We start from the raw sequence: 21,089 nt of genomic DNA, 5'->3' as shown, positions 1-21,089 counted from the left end.
CTCAGCGGCGGCCAAGCAGCAGACCCACCAGCACGCCCACGGCCAATGCGGCGCCGGCGATCTGCCACGGCTCGTCATGCGCATAAGCATTGGCCGAGGTGGCGGCTTCACGAGCCTTCTGGGCGGCGATCCGACTCTTCTCGGCGGCGATCTCGCGCGCAATCGCCAACTTGCTGTCGACGCGCTGGCGAAGCGCCTTGATGTGCGGCACGGCGTCCAGATCCTTGCTGGCGAGCACGTTGCGGACGTCGCTCGCAATGTCTTCGGCCACGGCGTTCGCCGCAGCTTCGAGGTTGGTGGATGCAGTCATCGAAAAAAGTCCTCCTCAGGCAGGCCGGCACCGCGCCGGCGACACCACGCCGACAAAACGGCGTGCCGTTCCATGGTACATGCCCGCGCCGGCCTACGAAAGCAGCACGGACACGTGATGGGCGATCGCCAGGCTGCTGGTCAACCCCGGCGACTCGATCCCGAACAGGTTGACCAGTCCCCGCACGCCGTGCGCCTCGGGGCCCTGGATCAGGAAGTCGGCGGCAGCTTCGCCGGGTCCCGAAATCTTGGGGCGGATGCCTGCATAGCCCGGGACCAGCGCAGCGTCCGGCAGCGCCGGCCAGTACTTGCGCACCTCGGCGTAGAAGCCCTCGCCGCGCGCCGCGTCCACGACCAGATCATCGGGCGAAGCCACCCACTGCACGTCCGGACCGAACTTGGCCTGGCCGCCCAGATCGAGCGTGAGGTGCACGCCCAGGCCCGCGGCCTCGGGCACCGGGTAGATCAGTCGTTGGAAGGGGGAACGGCCGGCCAGCGTGAAGTAGCTGCCTTTCGCGAAATAGGCCGTCGGCACCGAAGCGGCCGGCAGACCCTCGAACTGCCGCGCGAGCAGCGGCGCAGCGAGGCCGGCCGCATTCACGACGGTGTTGCAGCGCAGGGCGGTGCCGTCGCGCGACTTCAGCACGATGTCGTTGCCGCGGCACTCGGCACCGACGACCTCGGATTTCAGCGCCACCAGGCCGCCGGCGTGCTCCAGATCCCCCTGCAGGCTCAGCATCAGCGCATGGCTGTCCACGATGCCGGTGCTCGGCGAATGCAGAGCGGCCAGGCATTCGAGCTGTGGCTCCATGGCACGCGCCTGCTCGCGCGTGAGCAGCGCCAGGTCGTCCACGCCATTGGCGCGGGCCTTGGCGGCAATCGCCTCGAGCTGCCCGAGCTGGGCCTCGCTGGTGGCGACGATCAGTTTGCCGCAGCGCCGGTGCGGCAGGCCGCGCTCGCCGGCGTAGGCGTAGAGCCGCTCTTTGCCGTCGACGCACAGCTGCGCCTTCAGCGAGCCTTGGGGATAGTAGATGCCTGCGTGGATCACTTCGCTGTTGCGCGAACTGGTGCCGGTGCCGATCGCCCCTTCGGACTCCAGCACGATGACCTCACGGCCTTGCAACGCAAGGGCCCGGGCCACGGCCAGCCCCACCACACCGGCGCCGATGACGGCGCAATCGAATTCGTCCATCCCGCAAGCTTAAGCGGGATGGCGCCGAGCCCGGCGTGGCAACGAAGAGAATTGATGGTGGGCGGTGGAGGCTTCGAACCTCCGACCCCAGCAGTGTGAATGCTGTGCTCTACCCCTGAGCTAACCGCCCCCGGCGCACGAAGCTGATGCCGTGCGCCATCTGGATTCATTCGCACCGTGTAGTGCGAAGCCTGCGATTATGCCACAGCTTTTTCGCTCATCGGCCGAAAGAGCGTGCGGCCGCTGCTGGACTTGTCCAGTTGCAACAGAACTTCCTCGTGTTCGGCCAGCTCGTGCTCGGTCGCGACCAGCACCGGCAGCTCGAAGGTGCTCAGGTCGACCGCGACCACGGCGCCGTGCACGGGCTCGTTCGACGCGACGTCGATCAGCAGCGCATCCTGGCCGCGCGTGAGGTTGATGTACACGTCGGCCAGCAGCTGCGCGTCGAGTTTGGCGCCGTGGAAAGTGCGGTTCGAGCGATCGATGCCGAAGCGGTCGCACAGCGCATCGAGCGAGTTGCGCTTGCCCGGGTACACCGCCTTCGCCATCGCCAGCGTGTCGGTCACTTCCCCGACGAAACTGCGCAGCGGCGGCAGGCCGGCGAGCTCGAACTCCCGGTTGAGAAAGCCGACGTCGAAGGCCGCGTTGTGGATGATCAGCTCGGCATCGCGCAGGTACTCGACGATATCGCCGGCCAGCATCGCGAACTTCGGCTTGTCGCGCAGGAAGTCGGTGGTCAACCCGTGCACCTTGAGCGCGTCCTCGTGGCTCTCGCGCTCGGGGTTGAAATAGATGTGCAGGTCGTTGCCCGTGAGCTTGCGGTTGAACAGCTCCACGCATCCGAGTTCGATGATGCGGTCGCCGTTGTCCGCCGACAGGCCCGTGGTTTCTGTGTCCAGGACGATCAGTCGGCTCATCAGTGGTTCTCTTTGGCGTGGTTGATCGAGTATTTCGGAATCTCGATCGTCAGGTCGTCCTGCGCGAGGATTGCCTGGCAGCTCAGGCGCGACTGCGGCTCCAGGCCCCAGGCGCGGTCCAGCAGGTCTTCCTCGCTCTCCTGCGCTTCATTGAGCGAATCGATGCCCTTGCGCACGACGACGTGGCAGGTGGTGCAGGCGCAGCTCATCTCGCACGCATGCTCGATGTTGATGTGGTTCTCGAGCAGGGCCTCGCAGATCGAGGTGCCGGCCGGCGCGGAGATCTCGGCGCCTTGCGGGCAGTATTCGGGATGGGGAAGGATCTTGATCGTGGGCATGTTCTAGAGAGATTCGATCTGTCGGCCGGCGAGCGCGCGCGCGATGCCCGCATTCATGCGCTCGGCGGCAAAGGCTTCGGTGCCGTCGGCCAGCGCCTTGGTGGCGGCTTCGACCACCGCGGCATCCTCGGCGGAGCGCGCGTCGCGCAGCGCCGCCATCAGCGCCTCGATCGCGGCGCGCTCCGCGTCCGACAGCAGCGCGCCGTCGGCATCGAGCGCGCTTTGCGTCGCCAGCAGCATGCGGTCGGCATCGACGCGGGCTTCGACCAGCGCGCGCGCCTGCATGTCCTGCTGCGCAGTCGCAAAGCTGTCCCGCAGCATGGTGGCGATCTGGTCGTCGGAAAGACCATAGGACGGCTTGACCGCGACGCTCGCCTCGACGCCGCTGCCCTGCTCCTTCGCCGTGACGCTGAGCAGGCCGTCGGCATCGACCGTGAAGGTCACGCGGATGCGCGCCGCGCCCGCGGCCATCGGCGGGATGCCGCGCAGCTCGAAGCGCGCCAGGCTGCGGCAGTCGGCGACCAGGTCGCGCTCGCCCTGCACCACGTGCAGCGCCAGCGCGGTCTGGCCGTCCTTGTAGGTCGTGAAGTCCTGCGCCATCGCGGTCGGAATGGTCTGATTGCGCGGCACGATCCGCTCGACCAGGCCGCCCATCGTCTCGATGCCCAGCGACAGCGGGATCACGTCGAGCAGCAGCAGGTCGTCGGCGCCGCCGTTGCCGGCCAGCTGGTTGGCCTGGATCGCCGCGCCGAGGGCGACGACCTGGTCGGGATCGAGATTGGTCAGCGGCTCGCGGCCGAAGCACTCGGCCACCGCCCGGCGGATCTGGGGCATGCGGGTGGCGCCGCCGACCAGCACGATGCCTTTCAGCTCGCCCTGCGGCAGCCGCGCATCGCGCAACGCGCGGCGCACGGCCGCGATGGTGCGCGCGGTCAGGCTCGCCGTGGCGGCTTCGAACTGCTCGCGCCGTATGTCGACGCGGACTTCCTCGCCCGACAGGCTGGCGCTGAAGAGGGTGCCTTGGGCGTCCGTCAGAGCCTCCTTGGCGGCCCGGGCTGCCACCAGCAGGGCGGCCCGGTCGGCATCGCTGCGCGCCGCGAGCCCGCTTTGCGACAGCACGAAGTCGGCCAACGCATGGTCGTAGTCGTCGCCGCCCAGCGCCGAGTCGCCGCCCGTCGCGATGACCTCGAAGACGCCTTGCGTGAGCCGCAGGATGGAGATGTCGAAGGTGCCGCCGCCGAGGTCGTAGACCGCGTAGACACCTTCGCTCGCATTGTCCAGACCGTAGGCGATCGCAGCCGCGGTCGGTTCGCTGATGAGCCTCAGCACGTTCAGCCCCGCGAGCTGGGCCGCGTCCTTGGTGGCCTGCCGCTGGCCCTCGTCGAAGTACGCCGGCACCGTGATCACGACGCCATGGAGTTCGTCGTCGAAGGTGTCTTCGGCCCGATAGCGCAAGGTCGCGAGGATCTCGGCGCTGACTTCGATCGGGGACTTCTCGCCGGCCGCTGTCCGCACCTTGACCATGCCGCCCTCGCCCGTGAGGCGATAGGCCATCGCCTCGCGGTTGGCGATGTCCGACAAGCCACGGCCCATCAGCCGCTTGACCGAAGTGATGACATTGGAAGGATCGGCGGCCCGCGCCGCCACCGCTTCGAAGCCGATCTGCCGGCGATCGGCGTCGAGGTAGCGCACCGCCGAGGGCAGCAGCACGCGGCCTTCGGCGTCAGGCAGGCATTCGGCGACGCCGTTGCGTACCGCCGCCACGAGCGAATGCGTGGTGCCGAGGTCGATGCCGACGGCGATGCGGCGCTGATGCGGATCGGGCGCCTGGCCCGGTTCTGAAATCTGGAGCAATGCCATCAGGCCTCCTCGAGGTGATGGACGGAGGAATGAGTCATGCCGCTATTGTCCCCACTGATCGGCCCGGGCCTCGATGTCCTCGGCAAAACGCTCTATGAACATGAGGGCTCTCACCTGCCGCACCGCTTCGGCGTAATCGCCCTTTTCGTCGATCAGCCAGTCGAGCGAGGACAGCGCGCGCGCGCGGCCGGCCTCGACTTCGCTGCGCAGCTTGTCGAGCGCGGCGGCGTCGCCCGCCTCGTCGAGCTCCTCGCGCCACTCCATCTGGCTCATCAGGAACTCGGGCGGCATCGCGGTGTTGGTTTCGGCGTTCAGGCGCGCGCCGTGGAGCTCGCACAGGTAGGTCGCGCGCTTGATCGGATTCTTGAGCCGCTGGTAGGCCTCGTTGATGCGCACCGACCACTGCATCGCAATGCGCTGGGCCGCGGCGCCCTGGGCCGCGAAACGGTCGGGATGGGCTTCGCGCTGCAGTTCCTTCCAGCGCGCATCGAGCGCGGCCCGGTCCTGCGCGAAGCGCGCCGGCACGGCGAACAGCTCGAAATCAGTGTCGTTCAGGTTCATGGCGATAAAAAGCCGCCAGCACATGACATGGTGGCGGCTCGGGCACGAGGCCGGTCGGGATCAAATGCGGAAGCTTTCGCCGCAGCCGCAGCGGTCGCGTTCGTTCGGATTGTTGAACTTGAAGCCCTCGTTGAGGCCTTCGCGCACGAAGTCGAGCTGCGTGCCGTCGATGTAGGCCAGGCTCTTCGGGTCGACCAGCACCTTGATGCCATGGTCCTCGAAAACCACGTCCTCGGGCGCGAACTCGTCCACGTATTCGAGCTTGTAGGCCAGGCCCGAGCAGCCGGTGGTCTTGACGCCCAGCCGCACGCCCACGCCCTTGCCTCGTTTGCCGAGGTAGCGGGAGACGTGGCGCGCAGCCGATTCGGTCAGGGTCACAGCCATGTCAGTGGACGGCTTCGGGGGCCTTGGCGCCTACGCCATGTTTGGCCTTGTAGTCGCTGACGGCCGCCTTGATCGCATCTTCGGCCAGGATCGAGCAGTGGATCTTGACCGGCGGCAGGGCCAGTTCTTCGGCGATCTGCGCGTTCTTGAGCGCAGCCGCTTCGTCGAGCGTCTTGCCCTTGACCCATTCGGTCACGAGCGAGGACGAGGCGATCGCAGAGCCGCAACCGTAGGTCTTGAAACGCGCGTCTTCGATCACGCCGGTTTCGGGGTTGACCTTGATCTGCAGCTTCATGACGTCGCCGCAGGCCGGTGCGCCGACCATGCCGGTGCCTACCGAATCGTCGCCCTTCTCGAACGAGCCGACGTTGCGGGGATTTTCGTAGTGGTCGATGACCTTGGATGAGTAAGCCATGGGGTACCTCTTTGAATATTCAGTGAGCCGACCACTGGATCGTGCTGATGTCGATGCCGTCCTGGAACATCTCCCACAGCGGGCTCAGCTCACGGAGCTTGGCGACGTTGTGCCTGATGGTCGAGATCGCGTAGTCGATTTCCTCTTCGGTCGTGAAGCGGCCGATCGTCATGCGCAGGCTGCTGTGGGCCAGTTCGTCGCTGCGGCCGAGCGCGCGCAGCACATAGCTCGGCTCGAGGCTGGCCGAGGTGCAGGCCGACCCGCTCGACACCGCCAGGCCCTTGATGCCCATGATCAGCGACTCGCCTTCGACGTAGTTGAAGCTCATGTTCAGGTTGTGCGGCACGCGGTGTTCGAGATGGCCGTTGATGAAGACCTGTTCGACATCCTTCAGGCCGTCGAGCAGGCGCTTCTGCAGCGCGCTCGCCTTGGCGATGTCTTCCTTCATCTCGAGCCTGGCAAGGCGGAAAGCCTCGCCCATGCCCACGATCTGGTGTGTCGGCAAGGTGCCCGAGCGCATGCCGCGCTCGTGGCCGCCGCCGTGCATCTGGGCCTCGAGCCGCACGCGCGGCTTGCGGCGCACGTACAGCGCACCAATGCCCTTGGGGCCGTAGGTCTTGTGCGAAGCCAGGCTCATGAGGTCGATCGGCAGCGTCTTGACGTCGATCTCGACCTTGCCCGTGGCCTGAGCCGCATCGACGTGGAAGATCACGCCCTTTTCGCGGCAGATGTTGCCGAGCGCCACCATGTCCTGGACGACGCCGATCTCGTTGTTCACGAACATCACGCTCGCGAGGATGGTGTCGGGGCGGATGGCCGCCTTGAAGGCCTCGAGGTCGAGCAGACCGTCTTCCTGGACATCCAGGTACGTCACCTCGAAACCCTGGCGTTCGAGCTCGCGCATGGTGTCGAGCACCGCCTTGTGCTCGGTCTTCACCGTGATCAGGTGCTTGCCCTTGCCCTTGTAGAAATGCGCGGCCCCCTTGATCGCGAGGTTGTTCGACTCGGTGGCGCCGGAGGTCCAGACGATCTCGCGGGGGTCGGCGCCGATCAGGTCAGCGACGTCGGCACGCGACTTCTCGACCGCTTCTTCGGCTTCCCAGCCCCAGGCGTGGCTGCGCGACGCCGGGTTGCCGAAATGCTCGCGCAACCAGGGAATCATCGCATCGACGACGCGAGGATCCACCGGCGTGGTGGCGCCGTAGTCGAGATAGATCGGGAAATGAGGAGTGACGTCCATGGCTGGCTCAGGCTGGCGTGGGGTTGATCTTTTGGGGGGTCGAGGCGGCTGGATCGGCGCCCGAAGGCGCCGCCGGATCAGGATTTGGCGAAGGCGTTGCCCAGTGCGAACACGGAGTTCGGCGCGTTGACGCGGATCGGCTTGACCACCGGCTGCGCCGAGATCGCGCGCTTGACGGCCGGCTTGTTCTCGATCTGCACGCCCTTGGCGATCTGGTCGTCGACCAGCTTCTGCAGCGTGACGGAATCGAGGAACTCGACCATGCGCTGATTGAGCGAGGCCCACAGTTCGTGCGTCATGCAGCGGCCCGCTTCGCCGAGGCAGTTTTCCTTGCCGCCGCACTGGGTGGCATCGATCGGCTCGTCGACCGAGACGATGATGTCGGCCACCGTGATGTCGGCCGCCTTGCGGCCGAGCGAGTAGCCGCCGCCAGGGCCGCGGGTCGACTCGACCAGTTCGTGGCGGCGCAGCTTGCCGAACAGCTGTTCGAGGTAGGACAGCGAGATCTGCTGCCGCTGGCTGATCGCAGCCAGCGTGACCGGACCGGTGTTCTGGCGCAGTGCCAAGTCGATCATGGCCGTGACCGCAAAGCGGCCTTTGGTAGTGAGACGCATCGCAAGCTCCTTGAGTGCTTACCGTTGAAATGACACCAGGCCTGGAGGCCGCGGTGACGTCGTCTCCGCCCTGCCCGCCTCCTGCTCCATAGGTGAACCTTTGGGTTGGAGTCGGCCCTTTATCGCGAAGTTCTTTTGTTCTTGAGTGTTTCGGTCAAGTATAGCAGAAGCCCCTGCGGCCCGCTGGGGTAAACCCGGGGGCATGGCTCGCCCCCAAGGTTGGCTCACTGCGTGTAGCCCCGGCCGGGACGCAAACTCAAATGTTGTCGTGGCCGGGGCCGCCGAAGGCCTGCTCCCGGAGTTCCGCCAATTGGTCGCGGACGCGGGCGGCCTTCTCGAATTCGAGATTTCGGGCGTGCTCCAGCATGAGCTTTTCGAGCCGCTTGATCTCGCGCGCGATGTCCTTTTCGGACATGTCCTCGACCTTGGCGCGCTCCAGTTCGCGCTTGGCCGCCTCCTTGCCCGATTTTTCGCTGTAGACGCCGTCGATGAGGTCTCGCACCTGCTTCACGATGCTGCGCGGCGTGATGCCGTGAGCCAGGTTGTGGGCCATCTGGCGCTCGCGCCGCCGCTGGGTTTCGCCGATGGCCTTCTTCATCGATTCGGTCATGCGGTCGGCATAGAGGATCGCCTTGCCGTTCAAGTTGCGTGCCGCCCGCCCGATGGTCTGGATCAGCGAGCGTTCGGCGCGCAGGAAGCCTTCCTTGTCGGCATCGAGGATCGCGACCAGCGACACCTCGGGGATGTCCAGGCCCTCGCGCAGCAGGTTGATGCCGACCAGCACGTCGAAGGTGCCGAGCCGCAGGTCGCGCAGGATCTCGACCCGCTCGACCGTGTCGACGTCGCTGTGCAGGTAGCGCACCTTGACGCCGTTGTCGCCCAGGTAGTCGGTGAGCTGCTCGGCCATCCGCTTGGTCAGCGTGGTGATCAGCACCCGCTCGTTCTTGTCGACCCGCAGGCGGATCTCCTGCAGCACGTCGTCGACCTGGTGGGTGGCGGGGCGGACCTCGACCTCGGGGTCGATCAGGCCGGTCGGGCGCACCAGCTGTTCGACCACGTTGCCGGCATTGTCTTTCTCGTACTGCGCGGGCGTCGCCGAGACGAAGATGCACTGGCGCATGCGCTTCTCGAACTCCTCGAACTTGAGCGGCCGGTTGTCCAGCGCCGAAGGCAGCCGGAAGCCGTACTCGACCAGCGTGGTCTTGCGCGCCCGGTCGCCGCTGTACATGCCGTTGAGCTGGCCGATCATCTGGTGGCTCTCGTCGAGGAACATCAACGCGTCCTTCGGCAGGTAGTCGGTCAGCGTGGCCGGCGGCTCGCCCGGCGCCGCGCCCGACAGGTGGCGCGTGTAGTTCTCGATGCCCTTGCAGTGGCCGATCTCGGCCAGCATCTCGAGGTCGAAGCGGGTGCGCTGCTCGATCCGCTGCGCCTCCACCAGCTTGCCCTCGGAGACGAAGTGCTTCAGCCGTTCGTCGAGTTCGAGCTTGATGGTCTCGACCGCGCTCAGGACCTTGTCGCGCGGCGTCACGTAGTGGCTCGACGGGTAGACGGTGAAGCGCGGGATCTTCTGCCGGATCCGCCCGGTCAGCGGGTCGAACAGCTGCAGCGACTCGATCTCGTCGTCGAACAGCTCGATGCGGATCGCCAGCTCGCTGTGCTCGGCCGGGAAGACGTCGATGGTGTCGCCGCGCACCCGGAAGGTGCCGCGCGAGAAATCCTGCTCGTTGCGCGTGTACTGCATGCGGATCAGCCGGCCGATGACGTCGCGCTGGCCGATCTTGTCGCCCACTCGCATGATGAAGCGCATCTGCGTGTAATCCTCGGGCGTGCCGATGCCGTAGATGGCGCTCACGGTGGCCACGATCACGGTGTCGCGCCGCTCCAGCACGCTCTTGGTGGCCGACAGCCGCATCTGCTCGATGTGCTCGTTGATCGAGCTGTCCTTCTCGATGAACAGGTCGCGCTGCGGCACGTAGGCCTCGGGCTGGTAGTAGTCGTAGTAGCTGACGAAGTACTCGACCGCGTTCTTCGGGAAAAACTCGCGGAATTCGCTATAGAGCTGGGCCGCCAGGGTCTTGTTGGGCGCGAACACGATCGCCGGGCGGCCCAGCCGCGCGATCACGTTGGCCATGGTGAAGGTCTTGCCCGAGCCGGTCACGCCGAGCAGGGTCTGGAACACCTCGCCGTCCTGGATGCCCTCGACCAGCCCGGCGATGGCCGCCGGCTGGTCGCCGGCCGGCGGATAAGGCAGGTAGAGCTCGAACGGAGAACCCGGGAAGGTGACGAATTCGCCCTGCCGGGCAGGGCCCACGGGATCGGCGTGTTGCGGTTCGGGAATGACTTCGGTGGTATCTGGCATGGCGTGGACTCGGGGAGATGGTGGCGCGACCGGTAAAATTCAAGCCAACCGGGCAGCGTAACGCAGGACCCGGCTTCACGTGAACCGATCATCCAAAGGACTTTCCATGTCAATGTTCACCGCCGTCGAGATGGCGCCTCGCGACCCGATCCTGGGCCTCAACGAGCAATATGCGGCCGACGGCAATCCGAAAAAGGTCAACCTCGGCGTGGGCGTGTACTACGACGACAACGGCAAGCTGCCGCTGCTCGCGTGCGTGCAGGCCGCGGAAGAGGACATGATGAAGGCGCCCAGCGCCCGCGGCTACCTGCCGATCGACGGCATCGCCGCCTATGACAACGCGGTCAAGGGCCTGGTCTTCGGCGCCGACAGCGAACCGGTGACATCCGGCCGCGTCGCCACCATCCAGGCGATCGGCGGCACCGGCGGCCTGAAGGTCGGCGCCGACTTCCTCAAGAAGCTGAGCCCGCAAGCCAAGGTGCTGATCAGCGACCCGAGCTGGGAAAACCACCGGGCGCTGTTCACCAATGCCGGCTTCGAGGTCCAGAGCTACCCCTACTACGACGCCGCCAAGCGCGGGATCGACTTCGAAGGCATGCTGGCGGCCCTGAAGGCGGCCCCCGCGGGCACCATCGTCGTGCTGCACGCCTGCTGCCACAACCCGACCGGCTACGACATCACGCCGGCCCAGTGGGACCAGGTCATTGCGGCGGTCAAGGCGAAGCAGCTGACCCCCTTCCTCGACATGGCCTACCAGGGCTTCGGCCACGGCATCCAGGAAGACGGCGCCGTGATCGGCAAGTTCGTCGAAGCCGGCCTCACGTTCTTCGTCTCGACCTCGTTCTCCAAGAGCTTCAGCCTCTACGGCGAGCGCGTGGGCGCCCTCTCGGTGCTGTGCGAAAGCAAGGATGAAGCGGCGCGCGTGCTGTCGCAGCTCAAGATCGCGATCCGCACCAACTACAGCAACCCGCCGATCCACGGCGGCGCGGTGGTGGCGGCGGTGCTCAACGACCCGGCACGGCGCGCTGTCTGGGAAGCGGAGCTGACCGAGATGCGGGTGCGCATCAAGGCAATGCGCCAGAAGCTGGTCGACGGCCTCAAGGCCGCCGGCGTGACGCAGGACATGAGCTTCATCACCTCGCAGATCGGCATGTTCAGCTACTCGGGCCTGACCAAGGACCAGATGGTGCGCCTGCGCGAAGAGTTCGGCGTCTACGGCACCGACACCGGCCGCATGTGCGTGGCGGCGCTCAACAGCAAGAACATCGACTACGTTTGCCAGAGCATCGCCAAGGTCCTCTGACGGGCCTGCAGGATCGCTTCGTCGGGGACGCGCTGCGCAACCCGAACAACCGGGCGATCCTCGAGGGCCTGCCCGCGCTGGCCCTGCCCGATGCCTGGCTGGTGGCCGGCTGCCTGTTCCAGAGCGTCTGGAACCTGCGCTGCGGACGCCCCCCGGAGGCCGGCATCCGCGACTACGACCTGTTCTACTTCGACGCCGCCGACCTGTCGGCCGAAGCGGAGCAGCGTGTCGACGAACGGGTGCGGCGGCACTTCTCGGGGCTGCCCGTCACCATCGAGACCAAGAACCAGGCCAGGGTCCACACCTGGTATGCGGACTATTTCGGCGCCAGCTACGCGCCTTCGCTGTGCTCGCGCGACGGCATCGACCGATTCCTGGTCGACTGCACCTGCGTCGGGCTGCAGCCGCAGGCAGGCGGCCCGCTGCTTTACGCACCCTTCGGCCTTCAGGGGCTCTACGCAGGGGTCCTTCGGCCCAATTCTCGCTGCCATCAGCCACGCCTCTATGCCGCCAAGGCAGCGGATTACCGGTCGCGATGGCCCTGGCTCACGGTCCTGGACGCCACCTCGCCGCAGTCCTGAACGCGGCAATCGGACGAATATCACGACGGCATCGGCTGAATCGGGCGGCCACTCTACTTCCGGTCAAGCGCTGCTGATATATTGCATTGCAACAACTCCCTGGCCACCCCGATGCTCTACCAACTCTACGAAGCGCAGCGTTCCCTCATGGAGCCCTTCGCCGACTTCGCGCAGGCCGCTTCCAAGCTCTACAGCCAGGGCGCGGCCTTCGGCCAGGCGCCGATGGCGCAGCGCATGGCTGCCGGCTACGACCTGCTGTACCGGCTGGGCAAGGACTACGAGAAGCCGGAATTCGGCATCAAGACGGTCATGGTGGATGGCCACGACGTGGTGATCCACGAGAGCGTAGAGATCGAGAAGCCCTTCTGCCAGCTGCGCCGGTTCAAGCGCTTCACGGACGAGCCGGACACCCTGCAGACGCTCAAGAGCCAGCCGGTGGTGCTGATCGTGGCGCCGCTGTCGGGGCACTACGCCACGCTGCTGCGCGACACCGTGCGCACCATGCTGCAGGGCCACAAGGTGTACATCACCGACTGGACCAACGCGCGCCTGGTGCCGCTGTCCGAAGGCGAATTCCATCTCGACGACTACGTCAACTACGTCGAGGACTTCATCCGCTACCTGCAGGCCGAGTACGGCAACTGCCACGTGATCAGCGTCTGCCAGCCCACGGTGCCGGTGCTGGCGGCGGTGTCGCTGATGGCCAGCCGCGGCGAAAAGACGCCACTGTCGATGACCATGATGGGAGGCCCGATCGACGCCCGCAAGTCGCCGACCGCGGTCAACAACCTGGCGATGAACAAGAGTTTCGAGTGGTTCGAGAACAACGTGATCTACCGCGTCCCGGACGGCTTTCCGGGCGCAGGCCGCCGTGTCTACCCGGGCTTCCTGCAGCACACCGGCTTCGTGGCGATGAACCCGGACCGCCACGCCAGCAGCCACTACGACTACTTCAAGGACCTGATCAAGGGCGACGGCGCCAGCACCGAGGCGCATCGCAAGTTCTATGACGAGTACAACGCGGTGCTCGACATGGATGCGGACTACTACCTCGAAACGATCCGCACGGTGTTCCAGAAGTTCGACCTCGTGAACGGCACCTGGGAGGTGAAGAACGCCGACGGCGTGCGCGAAACGGTGCGGCCGCAGGACATCCATTCGCTCGGCCTCCTGACGGTCGAGGGCGAACTCGACGACATCTCCGGCTCCGGCCAGACCCGCGCCGCGCATGACCTGTGCACCGGTGTCTCCGCCAAGGAGCAGCGGCATTTCGAGGTCAAGGGCGCAGGCCACTACGGCATCTTCAGCGGACGCCGCTGGCGCGACCAGGTCTACCCGGAGGTCCGGGACTTCATCGCGGCGCACGACAAGCCGCAGAAACGCGCCGGCCGCGCGATCCTGGCTGCGGAAGACACGATCAAGGCCAGCCCGGCGCGCAAGAAGCCAGTGACGGTGGCGGCGCGCAAGACGCCGGTGACTCGGCGCTCGAGCGCCGTCAAGCGCAAGACCGCATGAGATCGTGACCCCGACGGCCGCACACCTGCTGGAGGCGCTGCCGCAGACGCAGTGCACGCGCTGCGGCTACCCCGATTGCGCCGGCTACGCCGAGGCCATTGCGGCCCATGAGGCCGACATCAACCAATGCCCGCCCGGCGGTGCCGAAGGCGTGCAGCGTCTCGCGCGGCTCACGGGCAGCCCCGTCCGGCCGATCGATCCACAGTTCGGCACCGAGGGGCCGCGCGCCCTGGCCGTGATCGACGAGGCCTGGTGCATCGGCTGCACCCTCTGCCTCGACGCCTGCCCCACCGATGCCATCGTGGGCATTCACAAGCGCATGCACACCGTGATCGACGCGCACTGCACGGGCTGCGAACTGTGCATCCCGGCCTGTCCGGTCGACTGCATCTCGCTGGAGACGGTCACGCCGGGCCGAAGCGGCTGGCAGGCCTGGTCGCAGGAACAGGCCGATCATGCGCGCGCCCGCTACCAGGCGCACGCCAGCCGCCGAGCCCAAGGAGCGCCCTCGGCCGCACCGGCGAAGGACGCGCGAACTGACGCGCCCGACGCCACCGATCGCAAGCGCGCGATCGTCGAAGCGGCGCTGGCCCGTGCCCGCGCGGCAGCCAAGGACTTGCGCCGCCCATGAGCCGTCGATGAGCGTCGACACCCTGCTCCTCTTCGCCTTCGCTTCCATCGCGCTCGCGATCACGCCCGGCCCCACCATGCTGCTGGCGCTCTCCAACGGCATCTCGGGCGGCATGCGTGCCGCCGCCTGGGGCATCGCCGGTGCCTCGCTGGGCAGCTGCATCGTGATCACCACGGTCGCGCTGGGCCTGGGTTCGCTGCTGGCGGCCTCGGAGTGGCTCTTCCATGCAATCCGCGTCGCCGGGGTGCTCTACCTCGCCTGGCTCGGCATCAAGCTCTGGCGCACACCGCCGGCCGACGTCGGAGCCGCGCTGGCCGCCTCCTCGGCCCGGCCGCTGCGCGGCCGGCTGGCGCTGCTGCGCAGCCTGGCGGTGGCCTTGTCGAACCCGAAATCGCTGCTGTTCTTCGCGGCCTTCCTGCCGCAGTTCGTCGATACCGCGCACCGCCAGGCGCCGCAATACCTGACGCTTGGCGCGATCTTCGTCGGCATCGACACGCTGGTGATGCTCGGCTACGCGACGGCCGGCACCCAGGCCGTGCGCTGGCTCTCGCAGGGCAGCCTGCGCGCGCTCAACCGCGGCTGCGCGGCGGGGATGTGGCTGCTGGCAGCGACCCTGGCGATCTGGCGCCGCCCAGGCGCCTGAGGCCACGCGGCTTCAGCCCGCCGCCAACGCTGCGAAGGCGGCCACGACCTCAGGCGGCGCCTGCACCAGTTCGATCAACACACCCTCGCCCGCGATCGGGAATTCGTCGTTGCTCTTCGGGTGCAGGAAACAGATGTCGAAACCGGCGGCGCCCTGGCGGATGCCGCCCGGCGCGAAACGCACGCCCTGCGCCGTGAGCCATTCGACGGCCACGGGCAGGTCGTCGATCCACAGCCCCACGTGGTTCAGCGGCGTGGTGTGGACCGCGGGTTTCTTCTCGGGGTCCAGCGGCTGCATCAGGTCGACCTCGACCTTGAAGGGGCCGCTGCCGATCGCGCAGATGTCCTCGTCGACGTTCTCGCGTTCGCTCTTGAACGTGCCCGTGACCTCCAGACCCAGCATCTCGACCCACAGCTTCTGCAGCCGGCCCTTGTCCGGGCCGCCGATCGCGATCTGCTGGATGCCCAGCACCTTGAATGGACGCGTCATGCGCATGCTCCCTGTTCAACGGTCGAACGGGCCTGGAGACCCAGCTTGGCCAGCAACTTCACATCGGCCTCGACATCGGGGTTGCCCGTGACCAGCAGCTTGTCGCCGTAGAAGATCGAATTCGCGCCGGCCAGGAAGCACAGCGCCTGGACCGCGTCGCCCAATTGCTGGCGGCCGGCCGACAGACGCACGCGCGCCTTCGGCATCGTGATGCGCGCGACCGCGATCATGCGAACGAAATCGAGCGGATCGATCGGTTCCGAATCGGCCAGCGGCGTGCCGGGCACGCGCACCAGGCTGTTGATCGGCACCGACTCCGGATAGGGGTCGAGGTTGGCGAGCTGGGCGATCAGCCCTGCGCGATGCACCGGCGCCTCGCCCATGCCCACGATGCCGCCGCAACAGACGCTGATGCCGGCCGCGCGCACGTGCGCCAGCGTGTCGAGCCGGTCCTGGTAGCTGCGGGTGTCGACGATGTCGCTGTAGTACTCGGGTGCGGTGTCGAGGTTGTGGTTGTAGTAGTCCAGCCCCGCGGCCTTGAGCTGCAGCGCGTGCTGCGGCTCGAGCATGCCGAGCGTGGCACAGGTCTGCAGGCCCAGGCCCTTCACGGCCTCGACCAGCACCGCGACCTTCTCGACGTCGCGGTCCTTGGGTGCGCGCCAGGCGGCGCCCATGCAGAAGCGCGTCGCGCCCGCATCCTTGGCGGCCTGCGCAGCGCGCAGCACCTCGTCGACCTCCATCAGCTTCTGCGCCTGGACGCCAGTGTCGAACTCGGCCGACTGCGGGCAATAGCCGCAGTTCTCGGGGCAGCCGCCGGTCTTGACCGACAGCAGCGTGGCCAGTTCGATATCCGCTGCGGGGAAATGCGCGCGATGCACCGTCTGCGCCTGGAACAACAGGTCGTTGAAGGGCTTGTCGAGCAGGGCCTGGACCGCCTCGACGCTCCACGGGCCGGTGGGTGCGGCGGGCTTCACCGCCGGACGGTGCAGGGTGACGGCCTTCGCGGCCGGAAATTCGTTGGCGCCCATTTACGCAAACTCCATGATCACCTGATCGACCGACAGCGATTCACCCTTGGCCGCAGAGATGCTTCCGACCACGCCGTCCTGCGTCGCGAACAGCACGTTCTCCATCTTCATCGCCTCGATGACCGCGAGCTTCTCGCCGGCCTGCACCTGTTGGCCCGGCTGCACCGAGACCTCGACCAGCAGGCCCGGCATCGGCGACATCAGGAACTTGCTCAGGTCCGGCGGTGCCTTGTACGGCATCAGCGCGAGCAGCCGCGCACCGAGCGGCGACAGCACCATCGCCTCGATCTGCGTTCCGTTGTGCACGACGCGCAGCGCCAGCGGATTCTTGCCGGCGCCGCGTTCGACCTGCGCGGTGAAGACACGGTCATTGACCATGCCTTCGACCCGGATGCTGCCGAGCGGCGCCCTGCTGTCGATCTTGTAGGCGTGGCCGCCCACCGCCACCGCGCTGGAGCCGGAGTGGCCGTGGAAATCGGTGACCGACACGGGCTTGTGCGCATGCATGCCCTTGTCGTCCATCACGACCACCACGAACTGCTCGCCCACCTTCACGCCATGGCCCTCGAGCTGGCCGCTGATGCCGGAGGCGCGCGCCCGGTAGCGGCGGTGCATGTAGGCCGCCAGCGCGACCAGGAAATCGGGATCGTCGTGCGGCACGTCCTCGGCATGGAAGCCGCGGCCGTAGTGCTCGGCGATGAAGCCGGTGTTGAAGTCGCCGCTGACGAACTTCGGATGCGCGAGCAGCGCCGCCTGGAACGGAATGTTGCTGCTGATGCCCCGGATCACGAAACCGTTGAGCGCCTCGCGCATCAGCGCGATGGCGTGCGCGCGGTCGCGGCCGTGCACGATCAGCTTGGCGATCATCGAGTCGTAGAACATCGGGATCTCGCCGCCGTCGTAGACGCCGGTGTCGACCCGCACGCCGTACAGCTGCTCGGTGTCGGCGGAGAACATGGTCTCCTTCGGCGGCTGGAAACGGACCAGCCGGCCGGTCGAGGGCAGGAAGTTGCGGAACGGATCCTCGGCGTTGATGCGGCACTCGATGGCCCAGCCCTCGCGCTTGACGTCCTTCTGCGCCAGCGGCAGCTTCTCGCCGGCGGCAACGCGGATCATGAGCTCGACCAGGTCGAGGCCGGTGATCGCCTCGGTCACCGGATGCTCCACCTGCAGCCGGGTGTTCATCTCGAGAAAGTAGAAGCTCTGGTCCCGGCCGACCACGAATTCGACCGTGCCCGCGCTCTGGTAGTTCACGGCCTTGGCCAGCGCCACGGCCTGCTCGCCCATCGCCTTGCGCGTCGCCTCGCTGATGAAGGGCGACGGCGCCTCCTCGATCACCTTCTGATGGCGGCGCTGGATCGAGCATTCACGCTCGTTGAGGTAGATCACGTTGCCGTGAGAGTCGCCCAGCACCTGGATCTCGATGTGGCGCGGCTCCTCGACGAACTTCTCGATGAACACGCGGTCGTCGCCGAAGCTGTTGCGCGCCTCGTTGCGGCAGGAGGTGAAGCCTTCGAACGCGTCCTTGTCGTTGAAGGCCACGCGCAGGCCCTTGCCGCCGCCGCCGGCCGAGGCCTTGATCATCACCGGGTAGCCGATGTCCTTGGCGATCTCCACGGCGCGCTCGGCGGTCTCGATGGCGTCGTTCCAGCCCGGGATGGTGTTGACCTTGGCCTCGCTCGCGAGCTTCTTCGAGGCGATCTTGTCGCCCATCGCCGCGATCGAATAGTGCTTGGGGCCGATGAAGATGATGCCCTCCTCCTCGACCTTGCGGGCGAAGGCCTCGTTCTCCGACAGGAAGCCGTAGCCCGGGTGCACGGCTTCGGCCCCGGTCTTCTTGCAGGCTGCGATGATGCGGTCGGCCTGCAAGTAGCTGTCGCGGCTGGCCGAAGCGCCGATGTGCACCGCCTCGTCGGCGAGCTCGACATGGCGCGCGTCCTTGTCGGCATCGGAATAGACGGCCACCGTGAGGATGCCCATCTTCCTGGCGGTCTTGATGACTCTGCAGGCGATCTCGCCGCGGTTGGCAATCAGGATCTTCTTGAACATGTTGTGGTCTCCCGATCTCAGAGGGGAATGTTGCCGTGCTTGCGCCACGGATTCTCGAGTTTCTTCTCGCGCAGCATCACCAGGCTGCGGCAGATCCGCTTGCGCGTCTCGCTCGGCAGGATCACGTCGTCGATGTAGCCGCGGGTGCCGGCCACGTAGGGATTGGCGAAGCGCGCCTTGTACTCGGCCTCGCGCGCCGCCAGCTTCTCGGGATCGTTCTTGTCCTCGCGGAAGATGATCTCGACCGCGCCCTTGGCCCCCATCACCGCGATCTCGGCGCGCGGCCAGGCCAGGTTGACGTCGCCGCGCAGGTGCTTCGAGGCCATCACGTCGTAGGCGCCGCCGTAGGCCTTGCGCGTGATCACCGTGATCTTCGGCACCGTGCACTCGGCGTAGGCGTAGAGCAGCTTGGCGCCGTGCTTGATGATGCCGCCGTACTCTTGGGCTGTGCCGGGCATGAAGCCGGGCACGTCGACGAAGGTCACGACCGGGATGTTGAAGGCATCGCAGAAGCGCACGAAGCGCGCCGCCTTGATCGACGACTTGATGTCCAGGCAACCGGCCAGCACCAGCGGCTGGTTGGCGACGATGCCCACGCTCTGGCCTTCCATGCGCGCGAAGCCGATCACGATGTTCTTCGCGTAGTCGGGCTGCAACTCGAAGAAGTCGCCGTCGTCGACCACCTTCGTGATCAGCTCCTTCATGTCGTAGGGCTTGTTGGGGTTGTCGGGCACCAGGGTGTCGAGCGACAGGTCAGCGCGCTCGGCCGGGTCGCCGCTCGGGCGCACCGGTGGCTTCTCGCGGTTGTTGAGCGGCAGGTAGTTGTAGAGCCGGCGCAGCATCATCAGCGCCTCGACGTCGTTCTCGAAGGCCATGTCGGCCACGCCGCTCTTGGTGGTGTGGGTCGAGGCGCCGCCGAGTTCCTCGGCCGTCACGTCCTCGTGCGTCACCGTCTTCACGACCTCGGGGCCGGTGACGAACATGTAGCTGCTGTCCTTCACCATGAAGATGAAGTCGGTCATGGCCGGCGAATACACCGCGCCGCCCGCGCACGGGCCCATGATCATGCTGATCTGCGGCACCACGCCCGAGGCCATCACGTTGCGCTGGAACACGTCGGCATAGCCGCCCAGCGACGCCACGCCCTCCTGGATGCGGGCGCCGCCCGAATCGTTGAGGCCGATGACCGGCGCGCCGACCTTCATGGCCTGGTCCATCACCTTGCAGATCTTCTCGGCGTGGGCCTCGCTGAGGGCGCCGCCGAAGACCGTGAAGTCCTGGCTGAAGATGAAGACCAGGCGGCCGTTGATCATGCCGTAGCCCGTGACCACGCCATCGCCCGGGATCTTGTTGTCGGCCATGCCGAAGTCGCTCGAGCGGTGCTCGACGAACATGTCCCATTCCTCGAAGGTGTTGTCGTCGAGCAGGAGTTCGATGCGCTCGCGCGCGGTCAGCTTGCCCTTGGCATGCTGGGCGTCGATGCGCTTCTGGCCGCCGCCGAGGCGCGCCTGGGCGCGGCGTTTTTCGAGTTGTTCGAGGATTTCTTTCATGACGTTCCGTCGTAAGAGTTGATCTTTTTGGAAGGGACTACCGCAGGCTACGCCTGTCCGGCCTGCGCGGCGAGCAGTTGGCGCGCCGCGGTCGATGCGGGCAGCGTCCCGGCCGCCACCTGGGCCACCGTCTGCGGCAGCAATTCGCGTACCTGCGGATGCTGGCGGAAAGCCTGCTTGAGACCGGCATCCACGCGCTCCCACATCCAGGCCAGCGCCTGCTTCTCGCGCCGCGTGTCGAAGCGGCCGTTGGCCGCCTGCAGCGCCTTGAACTCCAGCACCGCGGCCCAGAAGCCATCGACGCCGGTGCCCAGCAGCGCGCTGAGCTGGATCACCTTGGGCAACCAGAAGCGCACTTCGGCTTCGGGTGTGCCCGGCGTGGCGTGGGCCGCATGCATGACTTGCGCGTGCGCCGGATTGCCGTGATGGCCGAAAAGCCGCAGCGCGGAGGTGATCTGGGCCTGCGCGCGCGTCGCCGCGTCGCGGTCGATGTCGGCCTTGTTGATCACCACCAGGTCGGCCAGTTCCATCACGCCCTTCTTGATCGCCTGCAGGTCGTCGCCGGCATTGGGCAACTGCAGCAGCACGAACATGTCGGTCATGCCCGAGACCGCGGTCTCGCTCTGGCCGACGCCGACCGTCTCGACGATCACGATGTCGTAGCCGGCGGCCTCGCAGACCAGCATCGCCTCGCGTGTCTTCTCGGCCACGCCGCCCAGCGTGCCGCTCGAGGGGCTGGGCCGGATGTAGGCGCGCTCATCCATCGAGAGCCGCTCCATGCGCGTCTTGTCGCCGAGGATGGAGCCGCCCGAGACGGTGGACGACGGATCGATGGTGAGCACCGCGACGCGGTGGCCCTGATCGATCAGGTAGAGCCCCAAGGTCTCGATGAAGGTCGACTTGCCGACCCCGGGCACGCCCGAGATGCCGAGGCGAAAGGACTTGCCGGTATGCGGCAACAGGGCCGTGAGCAGCGCATCGGCCTGCGCACGATGGTCGACGCGGGTCGATTCGAGCAGCGTGATCGCCTTGGCGATCGCGCGGCGCTGCAGCGGCCCCTCGGCCGCCAGCAGCGCTTCCACCGTGACCGGTGCCTTGGCGGGCAGCATCT

At 66.9% G+C, this 21,089-nt stretch carries 21 protein-coding genes and 1 tRNA gene; 5 read left to right on the top strand and 17 right to left on the bottom strand.

All coding sequences use genetic code 11. From position 1 onward, the window contains the following. Position 1 precedes the first annotated feature (1 nt). The 12 genes from AC1DYK_RS06610 to uvrB all read right to left on the bottom strand — a co-directional run bounded on the left by AC1DYK_RS06610 (position 2) and on the right by uvrB (position 10,189). Complete coding sequence (locus tag AC1DYK_RS06610) at positions 2 to 310, bottom strand: glycine zipper domain-containing protein (protein WP_478165529.1); 309 nt, start codon at positions 308 to 310, stop codon at positions 2 to 4. 93 nt (positions 311 to 403) lie between these two features. Continuing rightward, on the bottom strand, positions 404 to 1,501 hold the full coding sequence (locus AC1DYK_RS06605) for an NAD(P)/FAD-dependent oxidoreductase (RefSeq protein ID WP_478165528.1): 1,098 nt from the start codon (positions 1,499 to 1,501) through the stop codon (positions 404 to 406). A 55-nt stretch (positions 1,502 to 1,556) separates the two neighbouring features. After that, positions 1,557 to 1,631, bottom strand: a tRNA-Val gene (locus AC1DYK_RS06600). 67 nt (positions 1,632 to 1,698) lie between these two features. Beyond that, positions 1,699 to 2,418, bottom strand: coding sequence for a DNA polymerase III subunit epsilon (gene dnaQ, locus AC1DYK_RS06595; protein WP_478165527.1), 720 nt, complete (start codon positions 2,416 to 2,418; stop codon positions 1,699 to 1,701). Continuing rightward, positions 2,418 to 2,756 (bottom strand): ISC system 2Fe-2S type ferredoxin, encoded by a 339-nt coding sequence (fdx, locus tag AC1DYK_RS06590; protein ID WP_478090824.1) that lies wholly within the window; start codon positions 2,754 to 2,756, stop codon positions 2,418 to 2,420. Before fdx ends, dnaQ begins: the two co-directional genes overlap by 1 nt. 3 nt (positions 2,757 to 2,759) lie before the next feature. Next, entirely contained in the window at positions 2,760 to 4,616 is a 1,857-nt protein-coding gene (gene hscA, locus AC1DYK_RS06585) for a Fe-S protein assembly chaperone HscA (protein ID WP_478165526.1), read from the bottom strand. Positions 4,617 to 4,658: 42 nt separating this feature from the next. Then, positions 4,659 to 5,177, bottom strand: coding sequence for a Fe-S protein assembly co-chaperone HscB (hscB, locus tag AC1DYK_RS06580; protein ID WP_478165525.1), 519 nt, complete (start codon positions 5,175 to 5,177; stop codon positions 4,659 to 4,661). A gap of 60 nt (positions 5,178 to 5,237) precedes the next feature. Further along, the gene (iscA, locus tag AC1DYK_RS06575) at positions 5,238 to 5,561 is read right to left on the bottom strand and encodes an iron-sulfur cluster assembly protein IscA (protein ID WP_286507593.1); all 324 of its coding nucleotides are present in this window, start codon (positions 5,559 to 5,561) and stop codon (positions 5,238 to 5,240) included. Position 5,562: 1 nt separating this feature from the next. Beyond that, on the bottom strand, positions 5,563 to 5,976 hold the full coding sequence (iscU, locus tag AC1DYK_RS06570) for a Fe-S cluster assembly scaffold IscU (protein WP_478165524.1): 414 nt from the start codon (positions 5,974 to 5,976) through the stop codon (positions 5,563 to 5,565). Between the two features lie 19 nt (positions 5,977 to 5,995). Next, the gene (locus AC1DYK_RS06565) at positions 5,996 to 7,216 is read right to left on the bottom strand and encodes an IscS subfamily cysteine desulfurase (RefSeq protein WP_478165523.1); all 1,221 of its coding nucleotides are present in this window, start codon (positions 7,214 to 7,216) and stop codon (positions 5,996 to 5,998) included. Between the two features lie 77 nt (positions 7,217 to 7,293). Beyond that, positions 7,294 to 7,830, bottom strand: a complete 537-nt coding sequence (gene iscR, locus AC1DYK_RS06560; protein WP_158720462.1) for a Fe-S cluster assembly transcriptional regulator IscR — start codon at positions 7,828 to 7,830, stop codon at positions 7,294 to 7,296. A gap of 256 nt (positions 7,831 to 8,086) precedes the next feature. Beyond that, on the bottom strand, positions 8,087 to 10,189 hold the full coding sequence (gene uvrB, locus AC1DYK_RS06555) for an excinuclease ABC subunit UvrB (protein ID WP_478165522.1): 2,103 nt from the start codon (positions 10,187 to 10,189) through the stop codon (positions 8,087 to 8,089). Between the two features lie 106 nt (positions 10,190 to 10,295). On the opposite strand from uvrB, the gene AC1DYK_RS06550 reads away from it, so the two are divergent. The 5 genes from AC1DYK_RS06550 to AC1DYK_RS06530 all read left to right on the top strand — a co-directional run bounded on the left by AC1DYK_RS06550 (position 10,296) and on the right by AC1DYK_RS06530 (position 14,862). Then, a complete protein-coding gene (locus AC1DYK_RS06550) occupies positions 10,296 to 11,492 on the top strand; it encodes an amino acid aminotransferase (protein ID WP_478165521.1) in 1,197 nt (398 codons plus the stop codon). Beyond that, entirely contained in the window at positions 11,465 to 12,073 is a 609-nt protein-coding gene (locus tag AC1DYK_RS06545; protein WP_478165520.1) for a nucleotidyltransferase family protein, read from the top strand. Before AC1DYK_RS06550 ends, AC1DYK_RS06545 begins: the two co-directional genes overlap by 28 nt. 111 nt (positions 12,074 to 12,184) lie before the next feature. Next, positions 12,185 to 13,588 (top strand): polyhydroxyalkanoate depolymerase, encoded by a 1,404-nt coding sequence (locus AC1DYK_RS06540; protein ID WP_478165519.1) that lies wholly within the window; start codon positions 12,185 to 12,187, stop codon positions 13,586 to 13,588. A gap of 4 nt (positions 13,589 to 13,592) precedes the next feature. Continuing rightward, entirely contained in the window at positions 13,593 to 14,219 is a 627-nt protein-coding gene (locus tag AC1DYK_RS06535) for an RnfABCDGE type electron transport complex subunit B (protein ID WP_478165518.1), read from the top strand. A 7-nt stretch (positions 14,220 to 14,226) separates the two neighbouring features. Beyond that, positions 14,227 to 14,862 carry a LysE family translocator gene (locus tag AC1DYK_RS06530; protein ID WP_478165517.1) on the top strand — a complete coding sequence of 212 codons (636 nt, stop codon included), beginning with the start codon at positions 14,227 to 14,229 and terminating at the stop codon, positions 14,860 to 14,862. Between the two features lie 12 nt (positions 14,863 to 14,874). Here AC1DYK_RS06530 and AC1DYK_RS06525 read toward each other — a convergent pair whose 3' ends face one another. Genes AC1DYK_RS06525 through meaB form a run of 5 tightly spaced genes read right to left on the bottom strand, consistent with a single transcriptional unit; the run spans position 14,875 to position 21,087 of the window. After that, positions 14,875 to 15,351, bottom strand: a complete 477-nt coding sequence (locus AC1DYK_RS06525) for a VOC family protein (protein WP_478165516.1) — start codon at positions 15,349 to 15,351, stop codon at positions 14,875 to 14,877. Then, positions 15,348 to 16,379 carry a biotin synthase BioB gene (bioB, locus tag AC1DYK_RS06520; RefSeq protein ID WP_478165515.1) on the bottom strand — a complete coding sequence of 344 codons (1,032 nt, stop codon included), beginning with the start codon at positions 16,377 to 16,379 and terminating at the stop codon, positions 15,348 to 15,350. The genes AC1DYK_RS06525 and bioB overlap by 4 nt, the downstream gene beginning before the upstream one ends. Continuing rightward, on the bottom strand, positions 16,380 to 18,428 hold the full coding sequence (locus tag AC1DYK_RS06515; protein ID WP_478165514.1) for an acetyl-CoA carboxylase biotin carboxylase subunit: 2,049 nt from the start codon (positions 18,426 to 18,428) through the stop codon (positions 16,380 to 16,382). Between the two features lie 17 nt (positions 18,429 to 18,445). Then, positions 18,446 to 19,978 (bottom strand): acyl-CoA carboxylase subunit beta, encoded by a 1,533-nt coding sequence (locus AC1DYK_RS06510; RefSeq protein WP_478156463.1) that lies wholly within the window; start codon positions 19,976 to 19,978, stop codon positions 18,446 to 18,448. A 47-nt stretch (positions 19,979 to 20,025) separates the two neighbouring features. Further along, positions 20,026 to 21,087: a methylmalonyl Co-A mutase-associated GTPase MeaB gene (gene meaB, locus AC1DYK_RS06505; RefSeq protein ID WP_478165513.1), complete on the bottom strand. Its 1,062-nt coding sequence runs from the start codon at positions 21,085 to 21,087 to the stop codon at positions 20,026 to 20,028. Between the last annotated feature and the right edge of the window lie 2 nt (positions 21,088 to 21,089).

The sequence above is a fragment of the Variovorax sp. P2_H12 genome (assembly GCF_056403395.1).
The sequence above is the reverse complement of the archived record's forward strand: the minus strand, read 5'-3'. Positions and strand labels throughout refer to the sequence as shown.

Bases quoted from the DNA above. Each gene is read 5' to 3' on its own strand.
- hscB (WP_478165525.1), bottom strand. From the start codon at position 5,177: ATGAACCTGAACGACACTGATTTCGAGCTGTTCGCCGTGCCGGCGCGC.
- dnaQ (WP_478165527.1), bottom strand. From the start codon at position 2,418: ATGAGCCGACTGATCGTCCTGGACACAGAAACCACGGGCCTGTCGGCG.
- meaB (WP_478165513.1), bottom strand. From the start codon at position 21,087: ATGCTGCCCGCCAAGGCACCGGTCACGGTGGAAGCGCTGCTGGCGGCC.
- AC1DYK_RS06550 (WP_478165521.1), top strand. From the start codon at position 10,296: ATGTCAATGTTCACCGCCGTCGAGATGGCGCCTCGCGACCCGATCCTG.
- AC1DYK_RS06540 (WP_478165519.1), top strand. From the start codon at position 12,185: ATGCTCTACCAACTCTACGAAGCGCAGCGTTCCCTCATGGAGCCCTTC.
- fdx (WP_478090824.1), bottom strand. From the start codon at position 2,756: ATGCCCACGATCAAGATCCTTCCCCATCCCGAATACTGCCCGCAAGGC.
- AC1DYK_RS06525 (WP_478165516.1), bottom strand. From the start codon at position 15,351: ATGACGCGTCCATTCAAGGTGCTGGGCATCCAGCAGATCGCGATCGGC.
- iscA (WP_286507593.1), bottom strand. From the start codon at position 5,561: ATGGCTGTGACCCTGACCGAATCGGCTGCGCGCCACGTCTCCCGCTAC.
- iscR (WP_158720462.1), bottom strand. From the start codon at position 7,830: ATGCGTCTCACTACCAAAGGCCGCTTTGCGGTCACGGCCATGATCGAC.
- AC1DYK_RS06605 (WP_478165528.1), bottom strand. From the start codon at position 1,501: ATGGACGAATTCGATTGCGCCGTCATCGGCGCCGGTGTGGTGGGGCTG.
- AC1DYK_RS06530 (WP_478165517.1), top strand. From the start codon at position 14,227: ATGAGCGTCGACACCCTGCTCCTCTTCGCCTTCGCTTCCATCGCGCTC.
- AC1DYK_RS06610 (WP_478165529.1), bottom strand. From the start codon at position 310: ATGACTGCATCCACCAACCTCGAAGCTGCGGCGAACGCCGTGGCCGAA.
- bioB (WP_478165515.1), bottom strand. From the start codon at position 16,379: ATGGGCGCCAACGAATTTCCGGCCGCGAAGGCCGTCACCCTGCACCGT.
- hscA (WP_478165526.1), bottom strand. From the start codon at position 4,616: ATGGCATTGCTCCAGATTTCAGAACCGGGCCAGGCGCCCGATCCGCAT.
- iscU (WP_478165524.1), bottom strand. From the start codon at position 5,976: ATGGCTTACTCATCCAAGGTCATCGACCACTACGAAAATCCCCGCAAC.
- uvrB (WP_478165522.1), bottom strand. From the start codon at position 10,189: ATGCCAGATACCACCGAAGTCATTCCCGAACCGCAACACGCCGATCCC.
- AC1DYK_RS06515 (WP_478165514.1), bottom strand. From the start codon at position 18,428: ATGTTCAAGAAGATCCTGATTGCCAACCGCGGCGAGATCGCCTGCAGA.
- AC1DYK_RS06510 (WP_478156463.1), bottom strand. From the start codon at position 19,978: ATGAAAGAAATCCTCGAACAACTCGAAAAACGCCGCGCCCAGGCGCGC.
- AC1DYK_RS06565 (WP_478165523.1), bottom strand. From the start codon at position 7,216: ATGGACGTCACTCCTCATTTCCCGATCTATCTCGACTACGGCGCCACC.